Origin of the sequence: Janthinobacterium sp. 64 (assembly GCF_002813325.1) — a bacterium.
Lineage (GTDB): Bacteria > Pseudomonadota > Gammaproteobacteria > Burkholderiales > Burkholderiaceae_D > Janthinobacterium.
Map to the genome: position 1 here is coordinate 2,240,165 of NZ_PHUG01000001.1, position 24,808 is coordinate 2,264,972.

16 protein-coding genes are annotated in these 24,808 nt (G+C 64.5%); 8 read left to right on the top strand and 8 right to left on the bottom strand.

Annotation, left to right across the window (positions count from 1 at the left end; genetic code table 11):
- The first annotated feature begins 43 nt into the window (after window positions 1–43).
- Both CLU91_RS09840 and CLU91_RS09845 read left to right on the top strand, forming a co-directional pair.
- Window positions 44–823 (top strand): AraC family transcriptional regulator, encoded by a 780-nt coding sequence (locus tag CLU91_RS09840; protein ID WP_100874004.1) that lies wholly within the window; start codon window positions 44–46, stop codon window positions 821–823.
- Window positions 824–904: 81 nt separating this feature from the next.
- Entirely contained in the window at window positions 905–3,370 is a 2,466-nt protein-coding gene (locus tag CLU91_RS09845; protein ID WP_100874005.1) for a tetratricopeptide repeat protein, read from the top strand.
- On the opposite strand, the gene CLU91_RS09850 is transcribed toward CLU91_RS09845, so the two are convergent.
- The 4 genes from CLU91_RS09850 to CLU91_RS09865 are packed head-to-tail and all read right to left on the bottom strand — an operon-like array spanning window position 3,367 to window position 5,901.
- A complete protein-coding gene (locus CLU91_RS09850; protein ID WP_100876666.1) occupies window positions 3,367–4,023 on the bottom strand; it encodes an FABP family protein in 657 nt (218 codons plus the stop codon). The two genes, CLU91_RS09845 and CLU91_RS09850, sit on opposite strands and share 4 nt — an antisense overlap.
- Before the next feature lie 56 nt (window positions 4,024–4,079).
- Window positions 4,080–4,478: a hypothetical protein gene (locus tag CLU91_RS09855; RefSeq protein WP_100874006.1), complete on the bottom strand. Its 399-nt coding sequence runs from the start codon at window positions 4,476–4,478 to the stop codon at window positions 4,080–4,082.
- Window positions 4,479–4,480: 2 nt separating this feature from the next.
- Window positions 4,481–5,284: a type I methionyl aminopeptidase gene (gene map / locus CLU91_RS09860; RefSeq protein WP_100874007.1), complete on the bottom strand. Its 804-nt coding sequence runs from the start codon at window positions 5,282–5,284 to the stop codon at window positions 4,481–4,483.
- A gap of 17 nt (window positions 5,285–5,301) precedes the next feature.
- Window positions 5,302–5,901, bottom strand: coding sequence for a TetR/AcrR family transcriptional regulator (locus CLU91_RS09865; protein WP_100874008.1), 600 nt, complete (start codon window positions 5,899–5,901; stop codon window positions 5,302–5,304).
- Window positions 5,902–6,024: 123 nt separating this feature from the next.
- Between CLU91_RS09865 and CLU91_RS09870 the strand changes: the two genes are divergently transcribed.
- On the top strand, window positions 6,025–7,539 hold the full coding sequence (locus CLU91_RS09870) for an AMP nucleosidase (protein ID WP_100874009.1): 1,515 nt from the start codon (window positions 6,025–6,027) through the stop codon (window positions 7,537–7,539).
- A 7-nt stretch (window positions 7,540–7,546) separates the two neighbouring features.
- On the opposite strand, the gene CLU91_RS09875 is transcribed toward CLU91_RS09870, so the two are convergent.
- The 4 genes from CLU91_RS09875 to CLU91_RS09890 form a co-directional block, all read right to left on the bottom strand.
- Window positions 7,547–8,017, bottom strand: a complete 471-nt coding sequence (locus CLU91_RS09875) for an RES family NAD+ phosphorylase (protein ID WP_100874010.1) — start codon at window positions 8,015–8,017, stop codon at window positions 7,547–7,549.
- Window positions 8,014–8,490 (bottom strand): antitoxin Xre-like helix-turn-helix domain-containing protein, encoded by a 477-nt coding sequence (locus CLU91_RS09880; RefSeq protein ID WP_232730692.1) that lies wholly within the window; start codon window positions 8,488–8,490, stop codon window positions 8,014–8,016. Before CLU91_RS09880 ends, CLU91_RS09875 begins: the two co-directional genes overlap by 4 nt.
- 133 nt (window positions 8,491–8,623) lie before the next feature.
- On the bottom strand, window positions 8,624–9,094 hold the full coding sequence (locus CLU91_RS09885) for a cyanophycin metabolism-associated DUF1854 family protein (protein ID WP_100874011.1): 471 nt from the start codon (window positions 9,092–9,094) through the stop codon (window positions 8,624–8,626).
- 2 nt (window positions 9,095–9,096) lie between these two features.
- Window positions 9,097–11,379 carry a cyanophycin metabolism-associated ABC transporter gene (locus tag CLU91_RS09890; protein ID WP_232730693.1) on the bottom strand — a complete coding sequence of 761 codons (2,283 nt, stop codon included), beginning with the start codon at window positions 11,377–11,379 and terminating at the stop codon, window positions 9,097–9,099.
- 467 nt (window positions 11,380–11,846) lie between these two features.
- On the opposite strand from CLU91_RS09890, the gene CLU91_RS09895 reads away from it, so the two are divergent.
- The 5 genes from CLU91_RS09895 (at window position 11,847) to CLU91_RS09915 (ending at window position 24,806) form a co-directional block, all read left to right on the top strand.
- Window positions 11,847–14,024: a cyanophycin synthetase gene (locus CLU91_RS09895; protein WP_100874012.1), complete on the top strand. Its 2,178-nt coding sequence runs from the start codon at window positions 11,847–11,849 to the stop codon at window positions 14,022–14,024.
- A gap of 79 nt (window positions 14,025–14,103) precedes the next feature.
- A complete protein-coding gene (gene cphA / locus CLU91_RS09900; RefSeq protein WP_100874013.1) occupies window positions 14,104–16,674 on the top strand; it encodes a cyanophycin synthetase in 2,571 nt (856 codons plus the stop codon).
- A 192-nt stretch (window positions 16,675–16,866) separates the two neighbouring features.
- Window positions 16,867–20,010: a bifunctional diguanylate cyclase/phosphodiesterase gene (locus CLU91_RS09905; RefSeq protein WP_232730694.1), complete on the top strand. Its 3,144-nt coding sequence runs from the start codon at window positions 16,867–16,869 to the stop codon at window positions 20,008–20,010.
- A 215-nt stretch (window positions 20,011–20,225) separates the two neighbouring features.
- Window positions 20,226–22,895 (top strand): TonB-dependent receptor, encoded by a 2,670-nt coding sequence (locus tag CLU91_RS09910; protein ID WP_100874015.1) that lies wholly within the window; start codon window positions 20,226–20,228, stop codon window positions 22,893–22,895.
- Between the two features lie 351 nt (window positions 22,896–23,246).
- Complete coding sequence (locus tag CLU91_RS09915) at window positions 23,247–24,806, top strand: DUF945 family protein (protein ID WP_100874016.1); 1,560 nt, start codon at window positions 23,247–23,249, stop codon at window positions 24,804–24,806.
- Window positions 24,807–24,808: the final 2 nt, after the last annotated feature.

Sequence of the window (24,808 nt, forward strand, 5' to 3'; positions counted from 1 at the left end):
ATGCATATCGGACAAACGATGCGAAGAACCGGACAAAGGCACCATGGCCAGCAACCAGCATTTCCCTGCCGTCTCCGACGCCCTGCCCTATCCCGTGTATTTCCGCCTCGACGATTATCACGCGCACCAGCAGTTCGATTACCAGAGCCATCCCTGGGGACAGCTCACGTATTGCTCCACGGGCGTGATGGAAATCACGGTGGCGGGCCAGCGTTATCTGTCGCCGCCCCAGTACGCCGTGTGGATACCGCCCGAGACCCTGCATGACGGCTATATCCGCCAGGATGTCGTGTTTCACTCGGCCTACATCGACGCCAGCCTGTGCGAGGGGCTGCCAGCGCAGCCGTGCGCGCTGGTATTGAGTCCCTTGCTCAAAGCCATACTCGGCGACTTTGCCGAGCGCAACGTCACCACGCCCGCCACCGAAGCCGACCAGCGCCTGGCGCAAGTGCTGGTGGACCAGCTGCGGCTGGCGCCGTGCAGCCGCAACTACCTGCCCGGCAGCGACGAGCCCGTCATCGCGGCGCTGCTGGCCGCCCTGCAGGCGGAGCCCGGCAGTAACCGCTCACTGGCGCAGTGGGCCGTGCAACTGCATGTTACCGAGCGCACCCTGGCGCGCCGCTGCCAGCGCGAACTGGGCATGCCGTTCGGCGAATGGCGCCAGCGCCAGCGTTTCCTGGCAGCCCTGCCCCTGCTGGAACAGGGAGACACCGTGCAGGCGATTGCGCTGGAACTGGGCTACAGCACGGCGTCCGCCTTCATCGCCATGTTCCGCCGCCAGAGCGGCGGCACGCCCGACCAGTTCCGCCGCGGCCTGCGCTGACAAAGGGGGTCCGCTTTGTCATGCTTTGTCATATGGGGATGCTAAAATTCAAACATCTTTCCAGAGAGCAAAAGGACGCGCATGAACCCCAGCACCGAAACGGCCCATGAAGAAACCCCAGGCAGCGAGGATGCGCCGCAGGTGACGGAGACAGCCGCGACGGCGCCAGCGCCCCTCCGCCTCGACAAGGAAGACATCCCCACCGTGCTGGGCAAGCTGCGCACCCTGGTGCAGGACAAGACGCGCTTCGAGCCGCAGGACATTACGCCGCTGGCAGAGGAAGACGTGCTGCAGGAGTTTTCGCTGCAAGCGAACTATGCGCTGGAAGCGCGCTTCGAACAGCGCATCATCAATGGCTATTTCACGCCGGCGGGCAATGACTGCCGCTGTGGCTCCCATGAGGTGGGAGCGCTCGCTCACGCGCAGGAAAAGGAAAGACTGCGCCGCGCGGCGGCAAAGCTCGACAATGCCTTGCGCCAGCCGGGCCAGGCCTACAAAGGCATCGAGGCGGGCGTCTACCTGCCGCACGCCGTCAAGCATTGGCACCTGGATACCTGCAACAACTGCACCGGCAAAGGCCGCATCAGCTGCCACACCTGCCACGGCTTGACCACGGAAACCTGCTGGAGCTGCCACGGCGGGCGCACCGTCAGCTGCGACGCGTATGGCTGCTACGGCAGCGGCAAGGTGTCGTGCTCGTATTGCAGCGGCAGCGGCACGGTGGCCGAGCAAGTCACCGATTACATCACGGTGCAGGTGCCCACTACCACCTACAGCAACGGCAGCTCCCACACCAGCTACCACAGCGAAACGCGCACGCAGTACCGCACCGAATACCGAAATTGCTACCATTGCAGCTACGGCAAGGTCACGTGCAACAGCTGCCACGGTTCCGGCAGCATCAATTGCGGCACCTGCCGCGCCAGCGGCAAGGTCACGTGCCGTACTTGCAGCGGCGTGGGCGACTTGCGCTGCAACCCGTGCGACGGTTCCGGCAAGGTCGGCAAGGCGGCCTGGGTCGACGTGCACGTGGCGCCCGGCTACAGCGTCAGCCTGCCCAAGCAGGCGCCCGACGACGCGCGCCGCATCCGCGACAAGGAGAGCGTGTACTCACTGGCGGCCATTGCCAGCAGCCTGGCCCTGGCGAAAGTGAGCATTTACAATGAAGACCAGCCGCAGGAAGTCGACGCCCTGTACGGGGGCAAGCTGCGCATCGTGCGCCTGGACGCATCGTGCAACGCCGAAAAGCACCACCTGGTGGCGTACGGCACCGACCTGCGCTGGCTGACCCTGGACGACATCGTGGAAAAGCTGCTGCGCGGCGACCTCAAGGCGCTCAGCGACGCGCTGGCCGGCAGTGCCGACGACGGCCTGTTCTCGGCCCATGTGCAGGGTTTGCTGACGCCGCTGCGCGACGTGGCCGCCTCGGAACTGAATGCGGACGTGATTGAATCGGTGCTCAGCGGAGTAACCGACCACGCGCACGTCGACGTCGTCTCGGCCGAGTATGCGCAAAATGTGCGCACCTGCGTGCTGGGTGCGCTGCGCCAGGTCTACACGCGGCTGGCCAAGCAATTCTGGTGGAAAAGCGCGCTGGCCGCCCTGGCCGCCGCCATCGCCACCTGGTTCTTCGCCGGGCGCGGTGCGGCCGCCGTAGCGGGCCTGCTCGTCACGGGCGCCAGCTACTGGCTGTTCAACCGCAAGGTGAAAGCCGTGCTGAGCGAGGCGCTGGGCGGCGAGCAGCAAGCCGAACGCGCCATGGGCATCGCCGGCAAGGGCCGCCGCAACCAGCTGGCGCAGGTGCTGATCCTCGCGCCCGCCACTCTGGCCGTGCTGGCCGCCAGCTATGGCTTGCCCGTGCGCGTGCGCCCGGTGTCCGCGCCGCCGCAAACGGCCATGGCGTCGGCGCCCGTCGCACCCCATGCGCCAGCCGCCGTGCCGCAGGACGCGAGCAGCGCCAAAGCCGTCAAGCTGTACGAAAATGGCGACAAGGTGCAGGCGCTGGCCATGCTGGAAAGCCTGGTCGGCAAGGGCGACGCCGGCGCGTATGGCCTGTATGGCTGGATGCTGCTGATGGGCGAAGGCAAGCCCGGACCCGCCACGGCGCCAACGGCGCAGCAGCGCGCAGCGCGCCAGGTGGCCGCCAAGCCCCTGGTCGGCAAGGGCTTGCTGAAAAACGACAGCTATGCGCTGACGGCGAAAGGCGTGATGCTGGCCGAAGGCTGGCAAGAGCCGCGCAACATGGCGCGCGGCCTCGACTTGCTAAAACAGGCCGCGAACAAGGGCAATGCGCAAGCCATGCACTTATTGGGCCTGTACCACGTGCGCGGCTACCAGATCCCCGTCAACCACAAGGAAGCGCGCAAATGGTTCACCCTGGCCGCCGACAAGGGCAGCGCGGGCGACATCTACAACCTGGGCCTGATGGACTGGGAAGGCGCAGGTTTGACGCGCCCCGACCGCGCCAGCGCCATGCAGCGCTGGAAGATCGCGGCCGCCATGGGCGAAGAGCGCGCCATTAAAGCCGTCGCACAGGGAAAACCTTAAGCGGCTGCCGCCAACGCCTGCAGCGCTTGCAGCGCCATCGGGTTCGGCGTCGGCTCGGCGACTTTTGTCAGCAGGTTGCGGTCCGTGTGGTGGAACGGCTCGTCCTTGCCGCGAATGAGCATGACCGTGTCTTCATCGTAGCCCCAGGTGCCATCGGCGTGGATGTCGACCTTGATCCGGTATTCGACGGTGGTGAACGCGTGTTCGAGGAAAGGGTTCGAGCAGATGCCGTAGGCCGTCGAATCGCGCCTGGCCACCAGTTCGAAACTGGTGGCGTCCGCCGTCGTCGTGCCGGACGCCATGGCGATCTGGCCGCGCGGGATGGCCAGGGTCTGGATCACGGCGCCCGTGGCCGGTTCCCACAGCCAGTAGCCGACCTGCTCATGATACGTCTTGACCTGGTCCGGCTTGGTGATGTGGATGTAGTAGCGCAAGCCGTAGAACAGTTGCGGGCCGTTGGTGACGGGGTCGATCGGCTGCAGTTCGATGCGCTCGACGAAGGCCTGCTTGCGCGGGCCGTCCGCTTTCGGCTTGACGTCCAGGCCGCGCGTGCCCGTCCAGATGCCGGCCATGCCGGTCAAGGGGCCCAGGTTGTTCAGGGTGTGCACGTCGGCGGACGGCTCGGTGTAGATATCTTCGGGAAAATCGCTCATGCGGAAGTCTTCAAAATGGGGCAACAGTGCTTGCCTCCATTGTAAGACGCGCGCCACTATCCGGGGAAGAGCGCGATGTGGCGTTCGATGAACAGCAGGGCCGCAGGGGCAAGTGCGGGGCGCTGCGCCTCGAACACAGTCGCGTCGCGCGCCTGCAGCAAGTTGGCGGCCACCGCGGGCAGGTCCAATGCACCGGCGATGATCGCCGCCACCGCGTCGATATTCGCGTACAGGGCGCTGTCAAAACCCTCCCAGTCCACATAGGCCAGCCACTCGGCCAGCAGCACCATGCCGGCGACGGGCGGCGCCAGGGCCGCGATGCGATCAAGGCGCAGCACGCTGTCATCGCGGATGCCCTCCTGCTGCAGCACGGCCAGCGCCACCTGCTGCAGTGCGTCTTCGGCGTCGAGCCGGTGCCGCTCCAGCAGGCGCTGCGTCAGGCTGGCGCCATCCATCGTCAGACCAGCGGCTCGGTCGAACCGGTCAGGGTGAAGATTTCAAAGCCCGTTTCCGTCACGGCCAGCGAGTGCTCGAACTGCGCCGACAGCGAACGGTCCTTCGTCACCGTCGTCCATTTGTCCGGCAAGACCTTGACCTGGTAGCTGCCCACGTTGAGCATCGGTTCAATCGTGAAAATCATGCCCGGTTCGAGCACGATGCCCGTGCCGGCGCGGCCGTAATGCAGCACTTGCGGCGTGTCGTGGAAGACCTGGCCCACGCCATGGCCGCAGAAGTCGCGCACCGAGGAAAAGCCCTGCGCCTTGGCCACCGCTTCGATGGCGGCGCCCACGTCGCCCAGGGTCGCGCCCGGACGCACGGTGTGGATGCCGGCCATCATGGCGTCATACGCCGTGTTGACGAGGCGGTTGGCCAGGATGGAGACGGCGCCCACCTTGAAGGTGCGGCTGGTGTCGCCGAACCAGCCCTGGAACTTCGGCGTCACGTCGATGTTGAGGATGTCGCCCACTTTGAGGATCTTGGTCTCGGACGGGATGCCGTGCGTGACCACGTGATTGACGGAGATGCAGCTGGCGTGCTTGTAGCCGTGGTAGTCGATGGTGCCCGGAATGGCACCGGCGGCACGCATGAATTCTTCGCACAGGGCGTCGAGCTTGGCCGTCGAGACGCCCGGTTTGACGAAAGGCGCGATGTAGTCGAGCGTGTCGGCGGCGATACGGCCGGCCGCGCGCATGCCGATGAAACCTTCTTCGTCGTGCAGGGGGATTTTCTTGCCGTGTTCAAGCTGGGTGGAATAGCGCATGGGGATTCTTTTCTTTGTTAGTGTGAGGTAGTGTGGGCGGCCCAGCCGCGCACGGCGTCGTGCGAGGCGCGCAGCATGGCGTCGACGCTGGCCGGTATCGGCCGCTCCTGGGTCAGGTAAGGCTTGACGACGGCCACGGGCGCGTCGATCAGCACGAATTTGAGCAGCATGTGGTCGAGGTCCAGCTCCGTGGTGGCGGGCATGGCTTCGGCGCAGCGCACAAAGCAGGCGTCGAGCGCGGCCTGCTCCTCTTCCACGGCGGCCAGCAATTGCTCGCTGAGGCCACTGCTGAAATCGGGGCTGTCCGCGCATTGCAGCAGGAAGCGCGCATACACGGGCTTGCGCCGGCACCAGTCCAGCAAGCCGTGCACGCCGGCCCAGGTGTCGCCGCCGAGCCAGCGGCTGGCCACTTCCTCGCGGAAGTCGCTTTTCACGCGCAGCCAGGCGCGCGCCAGGATGGCGTTGCGCGAATCGAAGCGGTGATACACGGAACCGATGGGGGCACCAGCCTTGACGGCGATGGCGGCCATCGACACGGCGCCCACGCCGCATTGGGCGGCGACGGCAATCGCGCTGTCGATAAAGTTGTTTTCGTTGAATTTGGCGAGTCTGACCATTCAAATAGAATACAGATTCTATTTGAATCCGTCAAGCGGCCCAGCCAGGCAAGAAACGCGTCCAACGCGAGTTGCCTTGCTGCCTTACAATGGTATGCACGAACCGCTACAAGGAGAATCCGCTTGCTTACGCCCCCCTTCATCGCCTCCTCCCGCTTCGACGATCCACGCCTGGCGTTGGAACAGGTGCAAGCCATTTACCGCAGCAGCATCGAACACTTGCGCGATGCGCTGCAGCGCTTTGTCGCTGGCGAAGACATGCACGAGCGCGTGCGCGCCTGCTACCCCTTCGTGCGCATCCAGACGGAAACCGTGGCGCGCGCCGACTCGCCGCTGGCCTACGGCTTTGTCGCCGGTCCCGGCGTGTTTGAAACCACCCTGACGCGCCCCGACCTGTTCGGCGACTATTACCTCGACCAGTTCACCCTGCTGCTGAAAAACCATAACAGCGGCCAGAAGGTGCAGCTGGAAGTGGGCGTGAGCGCCCAGCCCATCCCCGTGCATTTCTCGTTCGCCGAGCATGACCATATCGAAGGCAATATGGATGCGGGCCGCCGCCTGGCCATGCGCGACCTGTTCGACCTGCCCGACCTGTCGGCCATGGACGACGGCATCGCCAACGGCACGCACGAAACGGCGCATGGCGAAGCGCAGCCGCTGGCCCTGTTCACGGGGCCGCGCGTCGATTACTCGCTGCAGCGCCTGCGCCATTACAGCGGCACCTCGCCGCAGCATTTCCAGAACTTCGTCCTGTTTACCAATTACCAGTTCTACATCGACGAGTTCATCCGCCTGGGCCACGCCATGATGGAGCGCGCGCCCAACGCGCAAGCGCCCTCGGACGACGACGGCTACATCGCCTTTGTCGAACCGGGCAACGTCGTCACGCGCCGGGTCGGCCAGACGGTGGAGAGCGACGATGCGCTGGGCGCCGCGCCGCCGCGCCTGCCGCAGATGCCCGCCTACCATTTGCTGCGCGCGGACGGCAGCGGCATCACCATGGTCAATATCGGCGTGGGACCGGCCAATGCCAAGACCATTACCGACCACATCGCCGTGCTGCGCCCGCACGCCTGGCTGATGCTCGGCCATTGCGCCGGCTTGCGCACCACGCAAAGCCTGGGCGACTACGTGCTGGCGCATGCGTATGTGCGCGAAGACCACGTGCTCGACGAAGATTTGCCGCTGTGGGTGCCGATCCCGCCGCTGGCGGAAATCCAGCAAGCGCTGCAAACGGCGGTGGCGGAAATCACCCAGCTGACGGGGCATGATTTAAAGCACATCATGCGCACGGGGACCGTGGCCAGCACCGATAACCGCAACTGGGAATTGCTGCCGCAGCGCACGCCGGAGCGCCGTTTCAGCCAGAGCCGCGCCATCGCGCTGGATATGGAAAGCGCGACGATCGCCGCCAACGGCTTCCGTTTCCGCGTCCCTTACGGCACCTTGCTATGTGTGAGCGACAAACCGCTGCACGGCGAAATCAAGCTGCCCGGCATGGCCAACCACTTCTACCGCGAACGCGTCGACCAGCACCTGCGCATCGGCATCCGCGCCGTGGAACTGCTGCGCCGCCAGGGCGTGGACCGGCTGCACAGCCGCAAATTGCGCAGCTTTGCGGAAGTGGCGTTTCAGTAAGCGTGCGTCAAGGGAAAAAGCGGGGGTCGTAGCTCCACCGCCGGACGGTGCTGGCGGTGAGCGCCGCGGCATCGGCATGGCGGGGGTTGAGCAAGACATTGTATTCGTCGGGCACGATCACGGAAGGCACCAGCAGCAAGGCGGATTTTCCCGCTGCGATCCAGCCATCGCCGGCCCGCTTGCCCGCCAGGCCGGCCGGTATGGCGTCCCAGCCGCCGGGAAATGGATCGAGGACCTGGCGCGCATTCCACACGCCATCGGGAATGGCGATACGCACCAGGTAACGGTTGAACGGCAAGCCGCCACCGCGCAGGTAATGCACGGTTTCCAGGGTGGCCAGGGCGATACTCGTCGAGCAATACACGACGGGCGCGCCCTTGCTGTTCCAGCGGCCACCCGTGATCCTGGCGCCGGTGCCGCTCAGGTCACTGGCGGCATACGCTGGCGTCTCGACGGCAATACGCCAGAGCACATTCATGCATAGGCCCCGCTCTGCGTCATGGACAGCAATTCCGCCACCAGTTTTTGCCCCTCGAAGGTGTCCATATAGCTGGCCGGCGTGGCCCCCGCCAGCGCAGGCAGCGGTTTGCTCAGCCAATCGGAGACCCAGCGCGCCGCGTCAAAACCGGCGGGATCGCCCGATTGCTCGACCATCGCCTGCACCATGCCGATCAGGGTTTCAATCCCCAGCACGCGTTCCGATTCATCCTTCGACAGCAAGCTGGCGTCTTTTTCCTTGCGGCTGATGGTGGCGCGCGACAACCCCAGGCTGGACAACAGGAATTCCTTGCTCATGCCCATGCGCGCGGACAGGCGGCTGATCGTCGAGGCTGGAATACCCCGCCGTATCAGCGCAATGCGCGCATCAGTATCAAAACCGTACAGCGCCATGCCTTCGTACAGCGTCCTCGCTTGCTGAGCCGGGACGGGAGCATCAATGTGTTGTTCCATAGCCACCTCCTTTAAGACGATAGTATAGCTCAAATGAGGCAACCCACAAGGAAAGCACAAGGCCAAAAAAATGCCGCTCAGCGCAAGCTGAACGGCATGAGCGGCGACCCTGCGCCACGTTCCAGGGCGTTCCTTACAGGAAGCGGTCGAGTATCTTGCGCGTCGTCTTGTCGATATTGAACATGTCGCGTATCAAAAAGTGAATGCCGTGGTTATCGGCGATCAAGAGCGACGCGGCGCCGATGCGGCGGATGTCTTCCTCGCCTTTCAGCACGAATTGCGTCTCGCCCCGGTCCGTATCGACATGCCAGGTGCATGGCGTGGCGAAGCTGGAGACGCTTTTCACGCGCGCGATCTCGGGCATGAACTCGCGCCCTTCCAGCTCTTCCTGCAGCAGGCTGCGCGCCGGTTCCGGCAAGGCGTCGAGGCGCTCGATCCACGCCACTTCCTTGCCATTGCCCAGCACCAGCGAAATGCCTTCGTCGGGCGACTGGATGGGGAAGGCGCGCACGGGCGCCACGCCTTCAAAGACCTGGCCGTCCGCATCCGTCATGACCAGCTTGCCGAAGGGGTCGCGGCTTAATGTAAAAGTTGTACTGGCCATGCTTATTCCTTGTCATCCAGGGCGAGTTCGTTGTTGCGCGCCTGTGCTTCGTAGAGGCGGAAATAGGCGCCCTCTTTCGCCATCAATTCGTCGTGGCTGCCCACTTCGACGACCTGGCCGCGATCCAGCACCACCAGGCGGTCGGCACGGTGCAAGGTCGACAGCCTGTGCGCGATGGCGATCGTCGTGCGGCCCTGCACCAGGTTGTCGAGCGCCTTTTGAATCTCTTTTTCCGTTTCCGAATCGACCGACGATGTGGCTTCATCCATGATCAGGATGCGCGGATCGATCAGCAGGGCGCGGGCGATCGAGATGCGCTGGCGCTCACCGCCCGACAAGCCCTGGCCACGCTCGCCCACCATCGAATCGTAGCCTTGCGGCAGGCGCAGGATGAATTCGTGCGCATGCGCGGCGCGCGCGGCGGCGATGATCTCCTGGCGCGTCGCATGCGGTTTGCCGTAGGCGATATTTTCCGCGATGGTGCCGAAGAACAGGAACGGCTCCTGCAGCACCAGGCCGATGTTGCGGCGGTAGTCGGACACGGCAAACGAGCGGATGTCTACGCCGTCGAGCAGAATCGCCCCTTCCGACACGTCATAGAAGCGGCAGATCAGGTTGACCAGCGTGCTCTTGCCCGAACCGCTGTGGCCCACCAGGCCGATCATCTCGCCCGCCTTGATGTTCAGGGTGATGCCGCGGTTGACGGCCCGGTTGCCATAGCGGAAACCGACTTCGCGCAAATCGATCCTGCCTTCGATCTTGTCCAGCTTCACCGGTTGCGCCGGTTCCGGCACGCTCGACACGTGGTCGAGGATGTCGAAGATGCGCTTGGCGGCCGATGCCGATTTCTGCGTCACGGAGACGATGCGGCTCATCGAATCGAGGCGGCCATAGAAGCGCGTGCTGTAGGCGATGAAGGCGGTCAGCACGCCGACGGTGATTTCGCCGCGCGACAATTGCCAGATGCCGAAGCACCAGATGACCAGCAAACCCATCTCCGTCAGGAAGGAGACGGTGGGCGAGAACAGCGACCAGACTTTATTGAGCTTGTCGTTGACGGCCAGGTTGTGCGCATTGGCGTCGCGGAAGCGGGCCGCTTCGCGTTTTTCCTGCGCGAACGCTTTGACCACGCGGATGCCGGGTATCGTATCGGCCAGCACGTTGGTCACTTCGCTCCACACGCGGTCGATCTTTTCAAAGCCCGTGCGCAAGCGGTCGCGCACCAGGTGGATCATCCAGGCGATGAACGGCAGCGGCGCCAGGGTCATGATGGCCAGCCACGGATTCATCGACCACAGAATGACACCCGTCATGATGATCATCAGCACGTCGGACGCGAAATCGAGCAGATGCAGCGACAGGAAGACGCAGATGCGGTCGCTGCCGCTGCCGATGCGCGCCATCAGGTCGCCCGTGCGCTTGCCGCCGAAAAATTCCAGCGACAGCTTCATCAGGTGTTCATACGTGGCCGAGCGCAAGTCGGCGCCCATGCGTTCGGACACCAGGGCCAGCACATATGTCTTGCCCCAGCCCAGCAGCCAGGCCAGCAGGGCCGAACCGAGCAAGCCGCTCATGTAGTACACCACCAGCCACGGGTCGATATGCTTGCCGTTCTGATACGGGATCAGCACATTGTCCATCAGTGGCGCCGTCAGATACGGTGGGATCATGTGCGCAGCGGTACTCAGCAGCATCAGCATGAAGCCCAGCGCCAGCTGGCCACGGTAGGGATGGGCGAAGCGCCACAGGCGGAACAGGGTCCAGGTCGATGGCGGCGTGTACAGCACCTTGGCGCAGATCGGGCACTCTTCCTGCTCCGGTTCCAGAGGCGCCTTGCAACTCGGACACACTTCCTGCTCCGCTTGCAGCACGGGCTGGCCCGTCAGGTGGCTGTCGAGGCGCTCGACGAACTGCTCCAGCACGCGGATCGCATGCAGGTTCTGGCCCAAGGTGAAGCGCCACGAGGCCAGGCGGCCGTGGTCGTCGAACAGTTCCAGGTGGCCGACACCGGCGTGGTCGTGGTGCGTCAGGCGCAGTCCGGGGCGGAAAGACCAGCTTTTCCAGGCGGTATCGCCCGGTGAACGGGCCAGCAAACGCTTCTCAGTGACAACAATTATGCCTTTTGTGAAACGTAATCGCGCATCGAGGTCAACCTCAACGCTACTTAAAACGTTCTCCCCTGGAGAAAGGTTGCTCTCCACCTCCGCCAGCCAGGCTTCTGCTACCGGCGCCGGCAGCGAGGTGAGGGGAATAGTTGTTGCAGGAACACTCAGTTCAGTTGTCATCGTAAAGCATACTCCGGCTCGAGGCCAAGCCCTTCAGGGCGGGATTTGGGGGATGGGGCAGACGCCCGATCAATGTTTGTGTACTGCGCGATGGCGAGGTGGATGCACCAGTGGCAATTTCCTGTATTGTATCGAATGGATGCCTGCCGGTAAGAAATGATGGCAAAACGGCGCAAAAAAATCAGCGGCCATCGACCAGCGGCAAGTATACAACAGCGCGCTGTTGCGCAAATGCTCCAGCTTGGCCCGGAGTCGGTATCTTTATAACAAGTAAGGCAACATTTAGTAACAATTAGAATGACAACAGCAGCAGAATACGAGAAGCAAACGCGACAAGAGGCCGCTAAAAGTGGCACACTGCGCATACCCGGGATAAAGAACCAAGCACGAGCCTGAAAAGACTCTGTAGAGCCACCATAAAGTATCTGGCGCCCAGACGCCTGGCTTGTTATCAAGAAACCACTTACATGATCAAGAAGAAGAACATCGAATTTGCCCGCGTCACCCACTTGCGCGGCCCCAACATCTGGACTTACCGCCCGGTGATTGAAGCCTGGGTCGACATCGGCGAACTGGAAGACTATCCATCCAATACCCTGCCCGGCCTGTACGAGCGCCTGGTGGCGTGGCTGCCCGGCATGATCGAGCACCGCTGCGGCGTGGGCGAACGGGGCGGCTTTTTCGAGCGCCTGCGCGAAGGCACGTGGTCGGCCCACATCCTCGAACACGTCGTATTGGAACTGCAAAACCTGGCAGGCATGCGCACAGGCTTCGGCCAGACGCGCTCGACCAGCCAGCGCGGCGTCTACAAGATGGCTTTCCGCACGCGCGAAGAGCACGTGGGCCGCGCCGCCCTGGCCGCCGCGCGCACACTGCTGATGGCCGCCATCAACGATGAAGCCTACGACCTGGAAGCGGCCCTGGCGCCCCTGCGCGACATGGTCGATGCGCGCTGCCTGGGTCCGAGCACGGCCAGCATCGTCGATGCGGCCACCGAGCGCGGCATCCCTTCGCTGCGCCTGAACGACGGCAACCTGGTGCAACTGGGCCATGGCGCCGCGCAGCGCCGCATCTGGACGGCCGAAACGGACCGCACCAGCGCGATTGCCGAAGGCATCGCCAGCGACAAGGATCTGACCAAATTCCTGCTCAAATCGTGCGGCGTGCGCGTCCCTGAAGGCAGCCTGGTGCGCAGCGCCGAAGCGGCCTGGGAAGAAGCGCAAGACATCGGCGTGCCCGTCGTCGTCAAGCCCTATGACGGCAACCATGGCCGCGGCGTCTCGCTGAACCTGATGACGGAAAGCGACGTGAAGGCCGCCTACGAGCTGGCCGCGCGCAAGGGCGACAGCTCGGCCGTGCTGGTGGAAAGCTTCATCACGGGCGACGAACACCGCCTGCTCGTCGTCGGCAACAAGCTGATCGCGGCCGCCAAGGGCGAATCCTTGTGGGTCGACGGCGACGGCGTCTCGACCGTGCTGGAACTGGTCAACGCGCAGATCAACACGGATCCGCGCCGCGGCGAAGGCGAAGATTTTCCATTGGGTACCGTCAAGCCGCACGAATCGGGCGAAATCGTGCTGGAACTGCAGCGCCAGGGCATGACCGCCCTGTCCGTGCCGCAAGCGGGCCAAAAAGTGCTGATCCAGCCGAACGGCAACGTGGCCATCGACGTCACGGACGACGTGCATCCGTCCGTCGTGCATGCGGCCCTGCTGGCCGCGCGCGTCGTGGGCCTCGATATCGCCGGCATCGACCTGGTCACCACCGACATCACGCGTCCTTTGGCAGAGCAGCGCGGCGCCATCATCGAAGTCAATGCCAGCCCTGGTCTGCTGGCGCACATCAAGCCGGGCGTGGGCCAACCCCGCCCTGTGGGCGCGGCCATCGTCGACCACCTGTTCGCGCTTGATGAAACGGGCCGCATTCCGCTGATCGGCGTGACGGGCACGCGCGGCGCCAGCCTGATCGTGCGCATGCTGTGTAAACTCCTCAACCTGTCGGGCCTGCACACGGGCGCCGTCTGCAGCGAAGGCATGTACCTGGACCAGCGCCGTGTCGTCAGCAGCGATTGCGTGAACTGGGACGCGGGCCAGCGCCTGCTGCTCAACCGCACCGTGCAGACGGCCCTGTTCGAGAGCAATCCGCGCATGATCCTGGCCGAAGGCCTGGCCTATGACAAATGCCAGGTCGGCATCGTCACGGACATGGGCAGTCTCGATAGCGTCAAGGATTTCGACGTGCTCGACGAAGCGGGCCTGTACAAGGCCGTGCGCAGCCAGGTCGACGTGGTGGTGCCGACGGGCGTGGCCGTGCTGAACGCCGCCAACGCGCACGTGCTGGAGCTGGCCGAACTGTGCGACGGCACGGTGACCCTGTATGCGCAGGATGGCGGCTTGCCAGCCATCGCGGCGCAACTGGCCGCCGGCCAGCGCGCCGTGTTTGTGCGCGGCAACCACATCGTGCTGGCCGAAGGCGGCATCGAAACGGTCTTGCTGTGCCTGGATCTGCTGAAACCGGCCACGGCCGGCAACGTCGACAGCGTGCTGGCCGTCGCGGCCGCCGCCTGGGCCTTGAACCTGCCCGTCGATCTGATCTGCGCCGGCCTGCGCACGTTTGACGCGGCTCCCGGCTGCATCGGGAATTGATCGGCAACAGGCAAAGCAGCACTCAAGCCCGGCCAGCACGGCCGGGCCCACAAGAACACAACAGGATTACGGTTTAATTATGGAAGTATCTCGCGTACGGGCCTTGCGGGGCCCTAACCTCTGGAGCCACGACACCGCCGTGGAAGCCATTGTTTCCTGCACCACGCAGGAACTCGACATCGCGCAGCTGCCCGGCTTCGAAGCCCGCCTGCGCGCACTCTTTCCGCAACTGAGCCCGCTGCAACCGCTGGGCAATTACAACGCCGCGCCGATGGCGCAGGTGCTGGAACTGGCGGCGCTGGGCCTGCAGGCGCAAGCCGGCTGCCCCGTCACCTTCAGCCGCACCACGCCGACGCTGGAAACGGGCATCTTCCAGGTCGTCGTCGAATACTCGGAAGAAGCCGTCGGCCGCCTGGCTTTGGCCCTGGCGCAGCAGCTGTGCCAGGCCGCGCTGGCCGATGCGCCGTTCGACCTGGCCGGCGCCCTGCACCAGTTGCAGGAACTCGATGAAGACGTGCGCCTGGGCCCTTCGACGGGCGCCATCGTCAACGCCGCCGTGGCCCGCAACATCCCGTTCCGCCGCCTGACCGAAGGCAGCCTGGTGACGTTCGGCTGGGGCAGCAAGCAACGCAAGATCCAGGCCGCCGAAATGGATGGCACCAGCGCGATCGCTGAAGCCATCGCGCAAGACAAGGAACTGACCAAGAAGCTGCTGGACTCGGCCGGCGTGCCGGTGCCGCATGGCCGCGTCGCCATCGATGCGGACGACGCCTGGGCCGCCGCCTGCGAGATCGGCCTGCCCGTCGTCGTGAAACCAAAAGATGGCAACCAGGGCAAGGGCGTCACCGTCAACGTCACCACGCGCGAACAGCTGACTGCCGGCTTCCTCGCGGCGCAGGAATTCCGCGACGATATCCTCGTCGAACGCTATCTGCCTGGCCACGATTTCCGTTTGCTCGTCATCGGCAACAAGATGGTGGCAGCGGCCCGCCGCGACCCGCCGCAAGTGGTGGGCGACGGCCAGCACACGGTGCGCGAACTGGTCGACCAGGTCAATCTGGATCCGCGCCGCGGCAGCGGCCACGCCACCTCGCTGACGAAAATCCGCTTCGACGACATCGCCCTGGCCAGCCTGGCCAAGCAAGGCTATGTGGCCGAATCCGTACCGCCGGTCGGCCAGCGCGTGATCTTGCGCAATAACGCCAACCTGTCGACGGGCGGCTCGGCCACCGACGTCACCGTCGACGTGCACCCGGAAGTGGCGGCGCGCGCCGTCGCAGCCGCGCACATGGTGGGCCTGGACATCTGCGGCGTGGACGTGGTCTCCGAAAGCATTTTGAAACCGCTGGAAGAGCAGAACGCGGGCATCGTCGAAGTGAACGCCGCGCCTGGCCTGCGCATGCATTTGGCGCCGTCGTTCGGCAGGCCGCGCCCCGTCGGCGAAGCCATCATCGCCGCCATGTTCGCCGAGGGCGACGACGGCCGCATTCCCGTCGTCGCCGTCACGGGCACCAACGGCAAGACCACCACCGTGCGCCTGATCGCCCACCTGCTCACCACCTCGGGCCTGCGCACCGGCATGACCAACACCGATGGCGTGTACATCGAAGGACGCCAGATCGACAGCGGCGACTGCAGCGGCCCGCGCAGCGCGCGCAACGTGCTGCTGCACCCGGACGTCGACGCCGCCGTGTTCGAAACGGCGCGCGGCGGCATGCTGCGCGAAGGCCTGGCTTTTGATCGCTGCCAGGTCGCCGTGGTCACCAACATCGGCGCCGGCGACCACCTGGGCCTGAACTACATCACCACCGTGGAAGACCTCGCGGTACTCAAAAGAGTGATCGTGCAGAACGTGGCCGACAGCGGCGTGGCCGTGCTGAACGCCACCGATCCTGCCGTGGCGCGCATGGCCAAAAATTGCAGCGGCACCGTGACCTTCTTCGCCGCCGACAAGACCCATCCCGTGATGGCCACGCACCGCGCGCAAGGCAACCGCGTCGTGTACGTGGAAGACGGCAAGCTGGTCGCGGCGCAGGGCAAGGAACGCCACGAAATCGCCCTGTCGCAAGTGCCGATCACGCGCAATGGCGCCATCGGCTTCCAGGTCGACAACGTCATGGCATCGCTGGCCGCCGCCTGGGCCGTGGGCCTGGACTGGAAAACCATCGCGCTGGGCCTGAAAACCTTTGCCAATGAAGCCGACAATGCGCCGGGCCGCTTCAACGTGTTCGATTACAAGGGCGCCACCCTGATCGCCGACTACGGCCACAATCCGGACGCCATCCTGGCCCTGGTGCAGGCCGTCGAAAGCATGCCGGCCAAGCGCCGTTCGGTGGTCATCAGCGGCGCCGGCGACCGCCGCGACGAAGACATCCGCCAGCAGACGGAAATCCTCGGCGCCGCCTTCGACGACGTGCTGCTGTACCAGGATCAATGCCAGCGCGGCCGCGCCGACGGCGAAGTGGTGGCCTTGCTGCGCCAGGGCTTGAACGGCGCCAAGCGCACCAGCCATATCGATGAAATCAACGGCGAATTCGTCGCCATCGACAAGGCCCTGGCGCGCCTCGGTGAAGGCGACCTGTGCCTGATCCTGATCGACCAGGTGGAAGAAGCGCTGGCGCACATCGCCATGCGCGTCGCCGAAGCCTAAGCACCACATCACTGCGCACAAGGGCGGCCTGCGGGCCGCCCTTTTTATTGGCGCGCGCCGCCTCCCTGCACGCACCGGCATGGTGCAAAAGCCCCCTTGCAAGCTTGTATATTCAGGCATGAAAATTGCTCATAAGAAAACATATGGGGCTGACAAGAAGGTGGGGCACGCATGGTGGGCAGAATCTCGCGCATGATCGGGAAAATGACGGTGGGGCGCAAACTGGCGCTGATCTATTTGCTCGACCTGTCCGCCGTGATCTTCATTTCCGGCATCCTCATCAACGAAAAATACATCGCCATCGATTTCTCGCGCAAGGAGATGGCGGGCAACGCCTACATCGCCGCCATCCGCGATGCGCTGCTGCCACTGACGCGCAGCACGGCGCAAGCGGGCGCGCAGGCAGCGACCGTGGAGCAGGCAGAAAGCCGCTTCGGCGCCGGCATGCGCAGCGCCGAACTGAATGCGCAATTTGCCGCCCTGCTGCGCCAGGCCGGCGGCATGCCAGCGGCACATGAGGGCATGGCGCCCGCGCCCGCCTTTGTGGCCGGACGCGCACTGCTCACGCGCGTGGGTAACCAGTCGAACCTGATCCTCGACCCGGACCTGGACAGCTATTACACGATGTCGCTGGTGATCCTGCGCTTTCCGGAACTGCTGGAAGTGATCAACAGCACGCGCGCCCTGGCCCTGCAGCTGGCGACGGCCGAAGGCGCGCAGCGCCAGCGCCTGCAGACGCAGTTCCTGATCCTGGAAGGCCGCATGGACGCCACCATGGGCGGCATCGGCAGCGACTACACGGAGGCGTTCGCTGCCAGCACGCCGCTGCTGCGCCGGCACCTGGACGGCTCGCGCGCGGCCCTGCAGCAAGCCGTGGCGCAGTTTCGCACCAGCACCCAGGCGCTGGCCGGCACGCCGGTCCATGCCGATGGCAACGCCGCGCTGCTGCGGCACGATGCGGCGGCCGTCGCGGCCCTGCAGCGTGCCTGGCGCGCGGCGGAAAACGAATTGCACCGCCTGATCCAGCTGCGCGTGGACGGCTTTTTCACGCGCATGTGGCTGCATCTGGGCACGGCCGTGCTACTGCTGCTGATGATACTGGGCCTGGTGTTTTTCGTCGCGCGGCAGATCGCCCTGCCCATCCGCCGCCTCGCGCGCGTGGCGCAGGAAGTGCGCGAAACGGGTAACCATAGCCTGCGCGCCATCTGGGACAGCGAGGATGAAACGGGACGCCTGGTGCGCGCCTTCAATACCATGCTGCAGCAGCTCGACTTCCAGCGCATGGCGCAGCAGGACCTGGTGGCGCGCGCCAGCGCGGCCGACGCGCAGCGCCAGCTGGTCGACGCCATTCCCATCCCGCTGATGGTCACCTCGATCCCGCATCACCAGGTGCTGCACGCGAACCAGGCCGCGCACGCGTGGCAGGGCGGCCTGGAACTCGATCCATGGGTGGGCGGCATGAGTGCGCAAGCCCGTTCGCGCTTCTTCCAGCGCTTGAGCGACCTGGGCGCCGTCGATGAATTCGAGGTGTGCTGGAGCGGCGGCGGCATGCCCACCTGGGCCTTGATTTCCGCGCGCCTGATCGACTACCAGGGCCAGCGCGCCGTGCTGTCGACCTTCACGCCGATCAACAAGATGAAGCTGATGGAGTCGCGCCTGGAACTGTGGGCCAAGGTCTTCGAGGCCTCGGCCGAAAGCCTGATCGTGATGGACGCCGGCATGCGCATCATCACCGTCAACCAGGCCTTCCGCCGCCATTCGCTGTACGACATGGTGGAGCTGATCGGCAAGCGCCCGGCCTTCCTGCTGTCGCCGCAAAACAGCCATGAGCAGCTCGACAGCCTGCGCCAGACCCTGGCGCGGCGCGGCTACTGGCAGGGAGAAATCTCGGTGCAGCGCAAGTCGCTGGAAAGCTATCCCGCCTGGCTGGTGATGAACGCCGTGCGCGACCTCGATGGCGTCACCACGCATTTCATCGCCAGCTCGCTCGACATCAGCGAACGCAAGGCCAGCGAGCGGCAGATCGAGCACATGGCCCACCACGACGCGCTGACGGGCCTGGCGAACCGCCACGTGTCGAAACTGCGCCTGACGGCCGCCATCGCGCAGGCGCGCCGCAGCGGTGAAAAAGTGGGCGTGCTGTTCCTCGACCTGGACCGTTTCAAGCACGTCAACGACGCGCTGGGCCACCATGTGGGCGACGCGCTGCTGCAATCGGTCTCAAAGCGCCTGCTGCAGCTGGTGCGCGAAGGCGATACCGTCAGCCGCCTGGGCGGCGATGAATTCGTCGTCATCCTCAACGGCATCGGCGACGCAGAGGCCATCGGCGCGCTGCTCGACACGCGATTGATCCCGGCCATGCGCGAGCCGCACCAGGTGGAAGGCAGCGCGCTGTATGTCTCGTGCAGCGTGGGCGTGGCCATCTATCCGGACCACGGCGACGACATGGATACCCTGATGCGCCACGCCGATGCGGCCATGTACCAGGCCAAGAGCGGAGGGCGCGACCATGCGCGCATGTTCACGCCGCAGATGCAGGAGCAGCAATTGCAGCAGCTGCACCTGGAAAGCGACCTGCGCCACGCCATCGAGCGCCAGGAACTGGTGCTGTACTACCAGCCGCGCATCGATGCGCAAAGCAGCCGCGTCAATGGCGTGGAAAGCCTGATCCGCTGGCAGCACCCGCAACACGGCCTGATCGCGCCCGACAGCTTCATACCCGCCGCCGAGGAATCGGGCCTGATCGTCTCCATCGGTGCATGGGTCATGCGCGAAGCATGCCGCCAGCAGCTGGCATGGCGCGAGGCAGGCGCGGGCGAGATCGCCGTGTCGATCAACCTGTCGGCCATCCAGCTGAAAAGCGGCACCCTGGTGGCCACCTTGCGCGAGGTGCTGCGCGAGTTTCCCGTCACGCCGGGACAGATCGAATTCGAACTGACCGAATCGATCCTGATGGACAACGTGGACGACACCATTGCCACCCTGCACGCCATCAAGGCGCTGGGGTTTGCACTGTCGATCGACGATTTCGGCACCGGCTATTCGAGCCTGAACTACCTGTGCCGCTTCCCGCTCGACAAGCTGAAAATCGACATGAGCTTCGTGCAGGACATCCACGGCTCGCCGCAAAACCTGGCCGTGACGAAAACCATCATCGGCCTGGGCCATACCCTGGGCTTGACGGTCACCGCCGAAGGCGTGGAAAGCGCGGCCGATGCCGACGTGCTGCGCCACGCCGGCTGCGATGAATTGCAAGGGTATTACTTTGCCCGCCCCATGCCGCAGGCGCACTTCATGGCATGGCTGGCGCACAGCGACGCGCCCTGCGCCGCCTGACACCTCCGCTGCAGCACGCGCCGGATCCGACAACGCGCAGACGCGCCGCCAGGGCGCATGAATGCAGCAGGGATACCGGAATCGGTATTGACATCGCAAAAGAAGTCATTTGTGGGGCAAAGTCATCCCCCCTACCATGCTTCCTGAGCAAGTTCCAGCTCTGGCGGTGACTGCCGCGGCATTCTCAACATAACTACAATACAGGTGGAGACAAGATGAAGCAATGGATGGCAACGGGCAGCCGCACGCCCAGGCAAAACACACGATTGACCTTGAAGGCCACGGTGGCCGCGCTGGCCGGCGCAGGCCTGCTGAGCAGCGCTTCCGTCCGGGCGCAACAGGCGCCCGCCGTGGAGACACCGGCGGCAGAAGTGGCAGAAGCAGCGCCAGTGGCGGCGCCAGCCGACAATGCCGGCATCGCCGTCGTCGCCGTCACGGGCGTGCGCAGGGCGGCACAAAGCGCGCAGACGATCAAGAAGAACAACGACCAGGTGGTCGACTCCATCGTCGCCGATGAAATCGGCAAATTCCCCGACAAGAACGTGGCCGAAATCCTCGGCCGCGTGACGGGCGTGCAGGTGCGCCGCGAAGGCGGCGAAGCAGGCACCGTCGTCATCCGCGGCTTGCCCGGCGTGGTGACCTTGCTCAACGGCCGCGAAATGTTCACCTCCGTGGGCCGCAGCCTGTATCTGGCCGACATCCCGACGGCCATGCTGCAGCGCGTGGACGTCTACAAATCGCAGGGCGCCGACATGGTCGAAGGCGGCACGGCCGGCGTGATCGACGTGCGCACCAACCGCCCGTTCGACTTCAAGGGTTTTACCGCATCGGGCAACGTGCGCGCCGAGCACCGCGACAAGTCCGGCTCGACGGATCCGAACGTCAGCGGCATGGTCTCGAACCGCTGGAAAACCCAATACGGCGAATTCGGCGCCCTGCTCGGCCTGTCCTACCAGCGCAGCAAATACTATGACGAGACGATCTGGAACGCCGAACCCGTCAAGCGCCCCGAAGCGGGCAACATCACGGGTCCCGATTCCGTCGGCATGATCCCGACCGTGGGCGACCGCAAGCGCTATGCGGCCAACGCCGCCTTCCAGTGGCGTCCGAACTCGCAGGTGGAAGTGTATGCGGAAGGCATGTCGACCCTGATCAAGCACGCGTTCGACAGCCAGTTCTTCGTCGGTACACTGCCCTGGGGCCAGAACCCGGACATCACCCTGATCCCCGGCACCACCCAGGCGGCCACGGTGGGCAAGATCGACGGCCCCTGGTCGCCGTTCACGCTCGGTTCGACCCAGGCGCGGCGCGACCGCTCGATCGGTTCGCAAGGCGCCATCGGCGCGCGCTGGGACATCACGCCGCAGCTGCGCGCCACCACGGAACTGGCGCGCACGGTGAGCAACTTCGAGCGTGAATTCCCCATCCTCGACTTCCTCGCCCACCCCACCACCATCATCGGCAGCACGAACGTGAACGGCGGCGCGCAGATCAGCTACCCCGGCTACAACATGCTGGACCCGAAAAACTATACGCTGCTCGGCTTCTACGATAACCACAGCCACGACGAAGGCAGCTCGACCGACTGGCGCGCCGACGTCACTTACGACATGGACAGCACGGGCTTCTTCCGCGAATTTTCGGGCGGCGTGCGCATGGCCAAGCGCAAGGCCGAATCGATCCGCGAAAAAAATGGCCAGGGCGGCCTGACGTCGACCATGTACGCGGACGCGATTCCCGGCCTGGCCTGTACCTCGCACGAGAACACGGGCAACTTCGGCCTGCAAAGCTGGCTCACGCCATGCCGCGACTTCATGCTCAACAACACGGGCGTGCTGCGCCAGCTGTTTACGGGTAGCAGCGAACGCAGCCCCGACGATCCGATGAGCCACTACATGGACGTGGAAAAAACCAATGCCGTGTACGGCAAGGCGCGCATCGGCTTTGACCTGGCCCAAGTGCCGGTCGATGGCACTCTGGGCGTGCGCGTGGTGCAGACCAAGCAGGACTTGCAAGGCAATTCCTCGCAAAACGGCATCATCACGCCCGTGCGCGTGAAAACGTCGGACACGGACGTGCTGCCCAGCCTGACCCTGAAAGCCCTGCTGCGCCAGGACCTGATCGCCCGCCTGACGGCCGGCAAGGCCGTACAGCGCCCGAATTTCGCCGACTTCAATCCCGGCGTGACCCTGGGCCAGAGCCTGGAAATGGTGCGCCCGACGGGCAGTGGCGGCAATCCCGACCTGAAACCCGTGGAAGGCAAGAACCTCGACGTGGCGCTGGAATGGTATTTCGCGCAGACGGGCTCCGTCACGGCCACCGTGTTCCGCCACAACTTCAAGAATTACATCCTGTCCGGCTCGGCCAAGGAAACGTATGGCGGCATCGTGTACGACATCACGCGTCCGCGCAACACGTCGAAGGGCCATCTGCAAGGCCTGGAAATGGCCTACCAGCAGTTCTACGACAAGCTGCCAGGCTGGATGAGCGGCCTGGGCCTGCAGGCGAACGCCACCTACATGACGGGCGAGCTGGCAGAACTCGATGGCGGCATACATCCGTTCACGGGCATGTCGAAATGGTCGGCCAACATCGTCGGCCTGTACGAACAGGGACCATGGTCGGCGCGCCTGGCCTACAGCTGGCGCGACAAGTACGTCGACGACTACAACTACCGCGGCAAGGGCATCCACCTGACCGTGGCGCCGACGAAAACCCTGGACGCGTCGGTGTCGTACAAACTCAACCCGAATACCACGGTGACCCTGGACGCCAACAACCTGCTCGACTCGACCTACCGCGACTACCACGACACGCCGGACTATGTGCGCGACGTGCGGCGCTATGACAAGGTCGTCGGTTTGTCGGTACGCTGGAGCTACTAGTGGACACCTGACCAAACCGGCTGCGCGGCGCGCTTTGCGGCCGGCGATGCTCACGGCACTACAGTGCCGCTGCGCTTCTCGGCCACAAATCACTGCCGCTCGCGATGGTTTTGTCAGGCGTCGATACGTCGTTGAAATCTATAACTTTTTCTTCCTTGCGAGGGTTTTCAGCGCCAGCCGGCAACGGTTGGCGTTTTTTTTGGCGCCAGCTTGTGCCATGCGAAAATTGCCCAATGACAATTTCTTTTAGGCAATGGATAATAGGGCATCTCGCGGCTTCGCCATTTTTGCTTGACGCAATCGACGCCTGCCGCACTCCATCCGCTGCACCCCGACTCAATCAGGCTGGTTTTGAACAATACATATACGCATCTGGCGCTGGCAGCCATGCTGCTCGCGTCACCCTCTGCAGTCGCCAACAAATCGGCACCCCAGGCTGACACTGCCGCCACCGCGCAAGCCGCCCGGCCTGCCAATCCGTTGAACGACGCCATGCTTGCCATGCACCGCGAATGGCAGGAAAAAGCGGGCGCCGATGCCCAGCTGCTGCAACTGCTGAGAAATTTCCCCGACAATTGGTCGGCAACGACCCAGGCAAAGCTCGTCACCATTTTTGGCACGAGCGAGCCACTGAGCGTGGTGCGCACACAACCGGCCCCTGGCAAGGAACATTTCGCGGTGCGCCAGAGCGGTGCCAATGTCGCCGCGCCAAACGGCCAGCACTACCTGTTCTCGCCCTTGCTCGCCACTTTCGAGACCAGCGACAAGGGTCGCCAGCTGACAGCCTCGGGCGACTGGAAGATGCTGAACATCACGATCGGCGCAGACAATCTCTTGCTGCTGGGCCTTGATCATGCAAGCGTGCAGCGCCAGGCAAGCAACGGCAACTGGTATGGCAAAAGCCGCAATCGCATGGGACTGGCACAAATCGCCATCGCCGGCAGTCCCACGCTGCGGCTCGAAGAGATCCGTTTTGACACGCACCATCTGCGTGGCAAACAATTTGACGAGTTGCGCTACACCGGTGGCGTACACAAGACCAGCATGGCTGGCGTGGACATCGATGACTTCCGCTTCGGCATGCGCATCGTCAAGTTTGACGGCAATGGCTATGCCGCGCTGAAGAAAAACATGGCACGCCTCCAGTCCCAGGCCGGCAACGGCGCGCAGCAAGCCACGGCCATGCTGGAGCAGGTGCAACAATTCACCATGAAGACGATCAACGCCGGCGCCACCATCGTCATCGATGAACTGGGCGCCAGCTACCGCGGCCACCGCGCCAGCCTGAAAGGCCAGATCGGTTTCAACACCTTGAACGAGCGCGACGTGGTGCGCAGCGAGAGCGTCGCGGACAAACTCCACATCCGCCTCGATATCCGCCTGCCCCTGCCGCTGATTCAGGAAATCAGCCAGGTTATCGGCCGCCATCTGGGCCGCAGCGATGCCAGGCAGATCGGCGATCAGCTCGTCAGCAAGCTGGTAGCTGACGGGTACGCCAGCATCGTGAAACACGAACTGCGTACGACCCTGCGCCTGGAGCAGAAAAAATTCAGCCTCAACGGCAAGTTCTTCAGCCAGCTCCCACCGCCCGCCAAGCCGTCCGATGATGCGGCCGCAGCCGAGGAGCGCCTCGTCTCGCCGATCAAAATAGCGCAGCGATGCCCGCCCTTCATTTATCCTGCCGATGCGCCCAGGAGCTATGCCACGGCCAGCTTCCAGGTCGGCACCGACGGTCAGGCGCGCTGGGCCAGCATGGTCGACAGCAGCGGCAGTGCGGCGCTGGACGCAGCCATCCTGACCTCGGTCAGCGCCTGCGCCTGGATGCCAGCCACGTATCGCGGCGCAGCTGTCGCCGTGACACAGTTAGAAACATTTGGCGACGATCCACGGGCACGCCCGGCCATGCCGTAAAG